This window comes from Rhodococcus sp. T2V, from assembly GCF_029269925.1.
Classification (GTDB): Bacteria; Actinomycetota; Actinomycetes; order Mycobacteriales; family Mycobacteriaceae; genus Rhodococcus_F; species Rhodococcus_F koreensis.
In genome coordinates this window covers 1-8,762 of sequence record NZ_JARJBD010000180.1, presented here as the reverse complement: position 1 = coordinate 8,762, position 8,762 = coordinate 1, and the positions used below count along the sequence as shown (strand labels likewise).

Sequence of the window (8,762 nt, the reverse complement as noted above, 5' to 3'; positions counted from 1 at the left end):
TCATTTCGCCCACCCCGACGCAGGGCGCCGACTTGGCCTGGGGTGCGGGCTCCGGCATCGGTACCGGACTGGCCATGGCGTTTCTCTTCCGCGGCCTCAGTCGTGGTGCGATGTCCGTTGTTGTGCCTCTCAGCGCAGTCGGCGGTGTTGCGCTGCCGGTCCTGGTCAGTGTTGCGTTCCTCGGCGATAAGCCGCCCTGGCTGACCTGGGTCGGTATCTTGATCGCACTGCCGGCGTTGTGGTTCATCAGCACAAGCACCGACCGGTCGGGCTCTGCCTCGCGCGCCGCCGTCTATGACGGTCTCGCCGCGGGCGGTGGCATCGCCATCCAGTACCTCTGTCTCGCGCAGGCGGAACCGTCCTCAGGTCTGTGGCCCATCCTCAGCGGTCGTGCCGCGGCTATTGCGACGATCCTGGTTGCCGCGGTCGCGCTGCTGCGGAGTGCCACCGTGAGAAACACTGCAGCCACGAGCCGCTCAGCTCTCGCGCTCAGCGTCGGTGCGGGCGTGCTGGCCGCAACCGCGCTGGCCGCCTACCTCTACGCGCTCCGAACCGAGTTCGTCACCGTTGCTGTTGTCTTGTCCTCGCTCTATCCGGTCGTCCCGGTGATCGTGGGAATCGTGTTCCTCCACGAGTGCCTGCGGCCACCCCAGGCACTCGGACTGGCGGCTGCGCTCACCGCGACAGTCCTCATAGCCGTGGCGTAAGCCTGAAACGGACAAGATTGCGGGCTCGTACTCGTTCCCAACGACGGTTCCGCCATTCCCGAACGGCCGCTCTGCCGATCACACCCTCGACTCGCGGACATCGGATTCGCGGTGTTCTCCTTCGGGTATAAGGAACTCGGACTTTATACAGACGAAGTTCGGCAGAGTATTCGTGACGTCCACTCACCGATCCGCTAACGGGACAGCGACCGGGCTGAGGATTCCGACAAGTTCGTGAGCATCAGGCACTGACACGACGTCGAGAACCCGCGGGTCGGATGCGCAGAGACGTGACACCGAGCCGTGGAACCTACAGTTCCTGTCCTCCCGGTGTCCTGTGCCATTGGATCTGAGGAACTGTCATACCGCTTGAGACAAGTACAGGTGTTCGCCACCAAGCTGAGGCATGCAGTTCACCTACCTGCAGGTTCAACAATGGCCCAATCTCAGCGGTGACCCGATTCGTCGTCGTCCAGTTGCAGGAACGCGGCCTGGACCCGCAACAGATGCCCGTCCGGACTTAAATCCTCGTACCGCTCCATCACCGCGGACCAACGCCCTGCTTCGAACAGCTCCCTAGATTTGGGGTCCTCGTCCATCCCACAGTCCATCGCCAGCAAGGCACCGGCCCGCAGCGCGTCGGCCTGCGTCCGGTACGCCCACACGTCGAGCCGACCGCAGCCGCTGTATCCGCGGTGGGCCAACGTCCACACCGCCGGATCCCGCGTCGTTTCGACCGTCCCGTCCGGGCGGTAGAGCGTCGAGGAGAGCACTTGCTTGATGAAGCCGGCTGTACGCGCCATCCTCCGAGCGTAAATCCGCCCGGGGCGCGATCGCCGGATGACGCGGCCAGGGCGCGTGTGCTGGCTCAGTGGATCCGGGGAGGCAGACGAAGGCCGTGAGGGCTGCAGATGAGGGTTCCGTAGTTGGTGTCCTGTGCCATTGGATCTGAGGAATTGTCATACCGCTTGAGGCAAGTACAGGTGTTCGCCACCAAGCTGAGGCATGCAGTTCACCTACCTGCAGGTTTCAGCAATGGCCCATCCTGTTCTACGTCCATTCGCCTCATCAATGTGGCAGAAAGCTATGGAGCCGACCTGCCACATTGTTGAGGCACCGCTGGTCAGCGACACGCTCGTCCCTCAGATCGAAATGGCAGTGGACGGGACGGGACGAATCGAGAAGGCGGAAGTCGCATGCATCAGACAGATCCGCCCGGAATCGTGCGTTCCTGTGCCGGTGGCCGATCGGTCGGCTTACGGTGAGCGTTGTCGGCGACCGCCGTGGATTCATCCCGAGGAGGGGCGATGACTGCGAAGTTCGAGCTGTTCAAGGACGCCGCCGGCCAGTTCCGGTTTCACCTCAAGGCAGCGAACGGAGAGATCATCGCGGCCAGGCAGGGGTACACCTCGAAGGCGGCGGCCCAGAACGGGATTGCGTCGATCAAAGCCAATGCGGCCACCGCCGCCACCGAGGACCTGACCTGACGTGACCCCACGCTCATGCGGCCGGAGGTCGAGGGCGGACTGCTGGTGCTGCTTGCACGCCTGGGAATGGGGGTACTCGCCTCCTACGTTGCAGCCCGGTTCCCACTCCCGGCACCGCAGCCAGACCTCTTGCCGACCGCCATCCCCCGTCGGTCGTGGTAGGGGCCGCCTCCGCCGCGCGCGGGCCGAGACACGTCGCCCCTCTCCCGCGCGAGGCCCAGGGTGGTACAGCTCAGACTGTCCGTACCCCGCACACTCGCCGGCACTCCCGCCTGCTAGTCGACCACCTCGTCCTGCCCCTCCCGCGGGTCGTCGGGTGACGGATCGACGGTGAGGTCGTCGGTGTCGGCGAACACCAGCCGACCGTCATCGAGAGCCACCGCCCACCGATGCAGCGGCGCCCACTCATGGCCTCGGTCCTGCTCATGAATCAGGTCGGTGTAATCCTCCACCACCGCTCCCGTCGCGGCCGTCTCCGCCAGCCTGCGGACCAGGACCCGGGAACCGACCCGCAACGAATCACCGAGTTCCGGTGCCTGCTCTCCCATCTCGGCCATGCCTCCCCCTTCTACTTCGCTGACACTCCGGAGCATGAACACCCCGCCCACCAGTCCATCACCGGTATGTGACGACCGTCCGGAGTCGGGCGTTGCCGATTCCGGCGGCACGACCGGTGCCTGTCACGCATCATCCTCCGATCGCTGCCGCCTCGCCGAGGCGTACGCGACGCGGCTGTGACGTCGCCTCCCTTCACGGAGGTTCCGGTGCGTTGCCGGAACATTACTGAGACAGCAGTTCCTACACACAATCGCACCGCCGATCAGCGGGCAGGGCCGCGACCGACTGCCTCGCAGCTTTCGGGCTATCGATTTGCTAGAAATAGGCGTGGATTCAGAGCAGGTGTTCGGTGGCGGCAAGCCGCAGCGAGTGGGCAATTTCCGGTTCTTCCTGGACGGGCAACGGTGGGAATGGTCCGATACCGTCGCCCAGATGCACGGCTACCGACCCGGCGAGGTCACCCCGACCACCGAACTGCTGCTCTCCCACAAACACCCCGAGGACCACCCGCACGTCGCCCGGGTCCTGGACCGGATGATCAACGACGCCGAACCCTTCAGCAGCAAACACCGCATCATCGACACCACCGGCACAATCCACCAGGTCGTGGTCGTCGGCGACCGCATGCACGACGACACCGGCGCCGTGATCGGCACCACCGGTTTCTACATCGACATCACCAACTCCCACCGCAACGACGTCAAGGACTCCGTCGACGAAACCGTCGCCGCCCTCGAGCAGTCGCGGGCGGTGATCGAGCAGGCCAAGGGGGCGCTGATGCTGGTCTACGGCATTCCCGCCGCCCGCGCGTTCGACATCCTCACCTGGCGCTCGCAGGAAACGAACACCCGTCTCCGTACGATCGCCGAACGAATCGTCCTCGGCTTCACCGATCTCGAACCCGACACCAACCTGCGCACCCGGTTCGATCATCTGCTGCTCACCGCCCATCAGCGAGGCGCACGACCTCGGTAGTGGACGGTCCCGCGGGCTGTTGAGGCTCAACCCGCGGGACCTGGACCGGTGACCCTACCGGTCGAGCCCCGACCCTGACTCTCCGATTGCCCCGATATCCGCACCGGGAACCCCGTTTCCGGTCTCGGATAACCCCCTGCCGACCGGGGACAGCCTGCCCCGGGAGATGTGTGGTGGCTGCAGGATGCGTCGGGCGGTGTGAGCGGGTGCCCCCTCTGCGTGCGCTGCCACTAGGAGACCGGGAGCGTGGTCATTCCGCGATGCCCCGCTCCAGCGGGACCCTACGAGGCGTCGGATCGGTGTTCGATCACATTCAGGGCGACCTCGTTGAGCGGGGTATTGGTGTGCTGGGACCGGCGAATGAGGATCGCGAATGCCTCCTCGGCGCCGATCGAAAACCGATGCATCAGGATGCCCTTGGCCTGACCGATGATGTCCCGAGACGCCAGGGCATCACGGAACTGTTCCTCCCGCTGCGAGGCGATCAGCGCGATCGCCGCATGGGTGGCCAGGGTGCCGCCGATGCTGACCGAAGTGTTGTCGAACGCGCCCGGGTGGCTCGAGTGCAGGTTCAACGCGCCCATCGTGTGTTCGGTGGTGTAGAGCTGGAACGCCAGCATCGACCGTGCCCCGATCCGGGCCGCCTCCGGCGCGAATCTCGGCCAGCGCCCCTCGGTGGTCATGTCCGCGACCAGGACGGTTTCGTGGTTCCAGATCGCCTGCACACACGGCCCGTCACCGAGCCGGTGCTGAAGCTCGTCGATCGCCTTCGGCAACTCCGAGGTCGCCGCCCGCGACTGAAAACCCCGGCCGCGGGCGACCAGGGTGATGCCGGCGTCCTCGGCGCCGGGCACCACATCCCGCGCGGCTTTGGTGATCACCTCCAGGGTGCCCTGGATGCTGGCATGCTCGGCCCGCAGATCCCGGGCGACCTGTTCGATCTCGGCCCGCAACCGGTGCTCGAACCCAACGCCGCGGCCGGCGGCCGGGCCCTCCTCTGAGCCCATACCCCATCGTTGCACCGGTCCGAGAGCGGCGCATCACCCTTTTCGGTACGACCGATACAGTCGGACGGATGCACACACCACTCCACGCTCCCCAAGTGGGCCAGGTCGGGTGGTCTTCCAGTGGATACTGACCACGCCGATGCCGTCACCGGCGGCGACCACAGCGACGAGCTCCTCGCCCGGGCGGTGATCGAGGCCCTCAAAGCGGGAAAGTCGTGGGCGCAGATCGCCGCGCAGCTCGGCGTGCCACCCCGGTCCGCCGGCAGCCCTGCGGACATGACCGATCATGACTGGCAGGAAGCCATCGTCGCCCACGAGAACGCCCGGGCAACACGGCTCAACGACCAGCCCGCGCCCCGCCGATCCGGACCACCCTGAGACCTGCCGGCACCGTGCACGCCAGCCGTGTCGTGAGTTCGTACACGTGGACCCTTCCGCCGGGCTCGCCCCGGGTCGAAACCTCGTCAGAGCTCGGAGAGTGACACCAGCCCGTCCTGCAGCGCCCGGATCAACAGACCGGTCTTGTCCGTCACGGGGCGGCCGACGGCGGCGTACTTCGCCCGGATCCGGATCAGGTGGGTGTTGATCGTGCCCATACTGATTCCCAGCCCAGAAGCGGCAACACTCTTCGACTCACGGCGCAGCCACAGCCGAAGGATCTCCAGCTCACGCGGCGACAGCGCGGGCCGCCGCTGCGGCCCCGCGACAGGGTCGGGCAGCGGGCCAGGACCGGCAGTCATAGCACTCTCACCTTCTCGGGGCCGCAGTGGCTGCTGCCGGACGCACACCGGTCGTCCGTTGCAGCGCACCATCTGCTGGGGCAATACGATGTGGGCCACGACGACGAGCACGGCCTGCGCCGCGGCGAACAAACCGTACCTGAAGCCGGTTTTACGGTCGTGTCGTCACCACCCGCCTGGTGAAGTGTGGTTATCGTCGGAGTCCAGTAGAACCAAAGGGGGTACCGACCATGGCATCACCGACAACGACCGACCTGTCGACACTGCTGATGATCGACTCCGCGTCGGCGCGGGACCGGGACGACGCCTTCGCGGTCACACCGCTGTCTGGTGGCCGTGGGTGGGCGGTCGAGGTTCACATCGCCGGTGTCGCCGACGTCGTCGGCTTGGGGTCGGTCGCCGACGAGCAGGCGTTTCTGCGGGCGGAGACCCGGTACCTGCGCGACCGCACCGTTCCGATGCTCGGCGAGACGGCCGAACGGGCCGCCACCCTGACCTCCGAAGCCGCGCGGACCAGCCTGCGGGTCACCGGCACCCTCACCACCGACGGCCGACTGATCGACACCGCCGTCGGCCGTGGAGAGATCCCCTCGGGCCGGTGCGTGGCCGTCGACCACGCGCAGGTGCCCGGCATCCTGACCGACCCGGCCCATCCACTCCATGCCCAGTTGGCTGCGGCGGATGCGGCCGCGCAAGCCCTGCTCGGCGCCCGCCGCGACGGCGGAGCGCTGGCGTTCTACGACCTCACCCGCGGCTGGGCCGCCAACGAGGACGGCGCCATCGTGCCGATCGCCGCCGAACTGCGCACCGTCGCCTACGTCATCGTCCAGGAACTGATGATCGCCACCAACGAAGCCGTCGCGTTGTGGTGTGTGGAGCAGGGGCTACCGATTCTGTTTCGCAACCACCGCCCCAACCCGGTCGCCGGCCCCGCCGACGAACTGATGACCGAGATCGCCGCCGCGGCCGGGGACCCGGACCTGTTCGCGAAACTCCGCGGGCGACTGCTGTCGACGCTGCGGGCCGCGACCTACGACCCGACGGTCCACGGCCACTACGGTCTCCGGCTCAGCGCCTACACCCATGCCACCTCCCCGCTGCGGCGGGTGGCCGACCTGATCAACCAGCGGATCATCCTCGCCCACCTCGACCACTCCCCCACCCCCTACACCCCCGATCAGCTGGCCGCCCTCGGCGCCGACCTGAACCGGCGCACCCGCCAGGCTCGGGAGGCGAAGAAGAACCATTTCAAACCCGTCGACCAGCGCATCGTCACCCAAGAGGCGGCCCGCGGTCTCACCGCCCTCGATGCCCGCACCTTCCACAAGGTCCTCAAAACCGCAGCCGCCGGACCGGTTCGGGACGAGATCGCCGCCGAACTCGCCCGCCGCGTCGACGCCGACCTGCTGACCACCCCGGACGTCGCGGTCCTGATCGACGCCGCCGACCCCACCTGGCGCCCGATCCAACTCCGCGTCCTGGACACCCTCGCCGACGCCCATCCGGAGATGGGCCCGAGTGTGGCCTCCATGTGGCGACAGGCCCACCCCGACCTTCCCCCACCCGAGCTCGAAACCCGGCAGAACGGCGCCGACCACCACCCGCTGTTCGCCGCCCGCGCCACCCACCTCGGCGTCCGCGGACCCTGGACCATCGCGGCGGCGAAGAAGCCTGCCGAACAGGCCGCCCTCTGGGCGGCACTTCGCACGCATCTGATCGGCACCGACCACACTCAGCCGGAACCGGAATGGCCCCTCCTACCGCAAACCTCGGACGCCGAGCGCCAGACTGTCGCCGATACTCCGCCCGCACCGACCCCAGTCAAGAGTGCAACCCCCGTGCCGCTTGCCACCATCACGGGCCTGTCCGAGACGAAGCAGCGCAAGGCGCTATCCAATCCGGTCGCCTGGCTGATGAGTCTCGCCCAGAACGAACAGCTCCCGCAGCCCGAGTGGGAATTCCAGACCGACGGTCCCGCGCACGCACCCCGCTTCACCGCCGCCGCGCACTTTGCCGGACGCACAGGCACCGCTCATGCCGGGTCGAAGTCCGCCGCCAAGATTGCCTCCGCCACCGCACTGGTCGAAGCGATCATCACGGAAGCCTGAACACGACCACCGACGCCGATGCCCGCGCATGCTTCCCGAGCGTCAGCCACCCGGGGAGTTTCATCGTCCACCACCCGGTGAACGCGTCTGCGGGTTCGGCTTCCCGCATCTCGGGTAGGCGGTGAGCATGTACCTACGACATGCAACCGTGATCGCGGTCGTCGGCGTGACCGCATTCGCCGCCGGATGCGGCAGCGACAAGTCGTCCCAGCAGGCCACCGTGCAGACTCCCCCGGCGTCCTCGGAAACGAGTCCCAGTGTCCCACTGCCCGGCACCGCCGGCGAGGGGTTCCAGCTGCCCGGCGCGATCGGCGAGGACAACGCCTTCACCTACGACGAGGCTGCCGTCCCCGTGGGGTCGGCCGTCACCGTCGACTCCGAGGACGAGAACGGCAGCACCACCGTGACGTTCAACGCCACCAGGCTCGCACCGAATCGTGATTTCGGTGTGCACGTCCACACACGCCGGTGTGGGCCGGCGCCGGCGGATTCGGGACCTCATTATCAGAACAATGTTGATCCCGCAGCTACCCCGGAAGCGCCGTCGACGGACCCGGCCTACGCGAACCCGCAGAACGAGATCTGGCTCGATGTCACCACCGATCAGAACGGTGCCGCCCAGGCATCGACAACCGTCGCTTGGGAGTTCCGTGCCGACGAGGCCAAGTCCGTGGTGCTGCACGCACAACGCACCATGACCGGTCCCGGGCAGGCCGGCATGGCCGGAGATCGCCTCGCCTGCATCGACGAGGACTTCTGACCGCTGTGCATCGCAGCCGACTACTGCTGTCCACCGCACCAACGGGCTTCGCGTACGAAAGACGCATACGAGAACCCACGACCAACCGGTGGCTGCACCCATCGGGAGCGAGACACCCGCGAACCTCGCCCGGCACCGTTTCCCGCACGAAAATGCCCCGGCCCGAACCATTTTTCCGAGGCCGGGTGCGCCGTCTACGCGGCAGCCATGTCGGGCGGGTCGGGAAGGTCGACGTCGAGAACGAAATCCAGCCAGATCAGGGCATCGGCCAGAATTTCCGCGCGCAGGGCGATGTCGGTGGTCACCGAAACGTCGCCGTCCGCACCCCCGGTGTGGTCTCCTTCGCCCTGCACTACGGCCTGGTCGTGAAGACTCCGGTGCGATATACCAAGAATTGGTACCATGGGGTCATGGGTAAGA

General features: G+C 67.1%; 11 protein-coding genes and 1 pseudogene. 7 read left to right on the top strand and 5 right to left on the bottom strand.

Annotated features, from left to right (window positions below; genetic code table 11):
- Positions 1-707 (top strand): EamA family transporter (locus P3H15_RS52105; protein ID WP_276144512.1); only part of this gene is annotated, 707 nt, incomplete at its 5' end.
- 446 nt (positions 708-1,153) lie between these two features.
- On the opposite strand, the gene P3H15_RS52100 is transcribed toward P3H15_RS52105, so the two are convergent.
- On the bottom strand, positions 1,154-1,510 hold the full coding sequence (locus P3H15_RS52100) for a hypothetical protein (RefSeq protein WP_276144511.1): 357 nt from the start codon (positions 1,508-1,510) through the stop codon (positions 1,154-1,156).
- A gap of 202 nt (positions 1,511-1,712) precedes the next feature.
- Here P3H15_RS52100 and P3H15_RS52095 point away from each other — a divergent pair, with 202 nt between their 5' ends.
- Both P3H15_RS52095 and P3H15_RS52090 read left to right on the top strand, forming a co-directional pair.
- Positions 1,713-2,018 (top strand): hypothetical protein, encoded by a 306-nt coding sequence (locus tag P3H15_RS52095; protein WP_276144510.1) that lies wholly within the window; start codon positions 1,713-1,715, stop codon positions 2,016-2,018.
- A complete protein-coding gene (locus P3H15_RS52090; RefSeq protein ID WP_276144509.1) occupies positions 2,015-2,194 on the top strand; it encodes a DUF1508 domain-containing protein in 180 nt (59 codons plus the stop codon). The genes P3H15_RS52095 and P3H15_RS52090 overlap by 4 nt, the downstream gene beginning before the upstream one ends.
- 275 nt (positions 2,195-2,469) lie before the next feature.
- Here the strand turns inward: P3H15_RS52090 and P3H15_RS52085 are convergent, their stop codons facing one another.
- The gene (locus P3H15_RS52085; protein WP_276144508.1) at positions 2,470-2,751 is read right to left on the bottom strand and encodes a hypothetical protein; all 282 of its coding nucleotides are present in this window, start codon (positions 2,749-2,751) and stop codon (positions 2,470-2,472) included.
- A gap of 328 nt (positions 2,752-3,079) precedes the next feature.
- On the opposite strand from P3H15_RS52085, the gene P3H15_RS52080 reads away from it, so the two are divergent.
- The gene (locus tag P3H15_RS52080) at positions 3,080-3,727 is read left to right on the top strand and encodes a PAS and ANTAR domain-containing protein (RefSeq protein WP_276144507.1); all 648 of its coding nucleotides are present in this window, start codon (positions 3,080-3,082) and stop codon (positions 3,725-3,727) included.
- A 281-nt stretch (positions 3,728-4,008) separates the two neighbouring features.
- Here the strand turns inward: P3H15_RS52080 and P3H15_RS52075 are convergent, their stop codons facing one another.
- Positions 4,009-4,734 carry a GAF and ANTAR domain-containing protein gene (locus P3H15_RS52075; RefSeq protein ID WP_276144506.1) on the bottom strand — a complete coding sequence of 242 codons (726 nt, stop codon included), beginning with the start codon at positions 4,732-4,734 and terminating at the stop codon, positions 4,009-4,011.
- 120 nt (positions 4,735-4,854) lie between these two features.
- Between P3H15_RS52075 and P3H15_RS52070 the strand changes: the two genes are divergently transcribed.
- Complete coding sequence (locus P3H15_RS52070) at positions 4,855-5,112, top strand: hypothetical protein (RefSeq protein WP_276144505.1); 258 nt, start codon at positions 4,855-4,857, stop codon at positions 5,110-5,112.
- 86 nt (positions 5,113-5,198) lie between these two features.
- Here the strand turns inward: P3H15_RS52070 and P3H15_RS52065 are convergent, their stop codons facing one another.
- Entirely contained in the window at positions 5,199-5,474 is a 276-nt protein-coding gene (locus tag P3H15_RS52065) for a LuxR C-terminal-related transcriptional regulator (RefSeq protein ID WP_276144504.1), read from the bottom strand.
- 230 nt (positions 5,475-5,704) lie between these two features.
- On the opposite strand from P3H15_RS52065, the gene P3H15_RS52060 reads away from it, so the two are divergent.
- Both P3H15_RS52060 and P3H15_RS52055 read left to right on the top strand, forming a co-directional pair.
- Positions 5,705-7,582 carry an RNB domain-containing ribonuclease gene (locus P3H15_RS52060; protein WP_276144503.1) on the top strand — a complete coding sequence of 626 codons (1,878 nt, stop codon included), beginning with the start codon at positions 5,705-5,707 and terminating at the stop codon, positions 7,580-7,582.
- A 127-nt stretch (positions 7,583-7,709) separates the two neighbouring features.
- Complete coding sequence (locus P3H15_RS52055; RefSeq protein ID WP_276144502.1) at positions 7,710-8,342, top strand: superoxide dismutase family protein; 633 nt, start codon at positions 7,710-7,712, stop codon at positions 8,340-8,342.
- Positions 8,343-8,536: 194 nt separating this feature from the next.
- Here P3H15_RS52055 and P3H15_RS52050 read toward each other — a convergent pair.
- Positions 8,537-8,762 (bottom strand): annotated as a pseudogene (locus P3H15_RS52050) (hypothetical protein); the annotation flags it as partial.

Coding starts and splice junctions, on each gene's coding strand:
- P3H15_RS52085 (WP_276144508.1), bottom strand. CDS start 2,751: ATGGCCGAGATGGGAGAGCAGGCACCGGAACTCGGTGATTCGTTGCGG.
- P3H15_RS52095 (WP_276144510.1), top strand. CDS start 1,713: ATGCAGTTCACCTACCTGCAGGTTTCAGCAATGGCCCATCCTGTTCTA.
- P3H15_RS52090 (WP_276144509.1), top strand. CDS start 2,015: ATGACTGCGAAGTTCGAGCTGTTCAAGGACGCCGCCGGCCAGTTCCGG.
- P3H15_RS52060 (WP_276144503.1), top strand. CDS start 5,705: ATGGCATCACCGACAACGACCGACCTGTCGACACTGCTGATGATCGAC.
- P3H15_RS52100 (WP_276144511.1), bottom strand. CDS start 1,510: ATGGCGCGTACAGCCGGCTTCATCAAGCAAGTGCTCTCCTCGACGCTC.
- P3H15_RS52075 (WP_276144506.1), bottom strand. CDS start 4,734: ATGGGCTCAGAGGAGGGCCCGGCCGCCGGCCGCGGCGTTGGGTTCGAG.
- P3H15_RS52055 (WP_276144502.1), top strand. CDS start 7,710: ATGTACCTACGACATGCAACCGTGATCGCGGTCGTCGGCGTGACCGCA.
- P3H15_RS52065 (WP_276144504.1), bottom strand. CDS start 5,474: ATGACTGCCGGTCCTGGCCCGCTGCCCGACCCTGTCGCGGGGCCGCAG.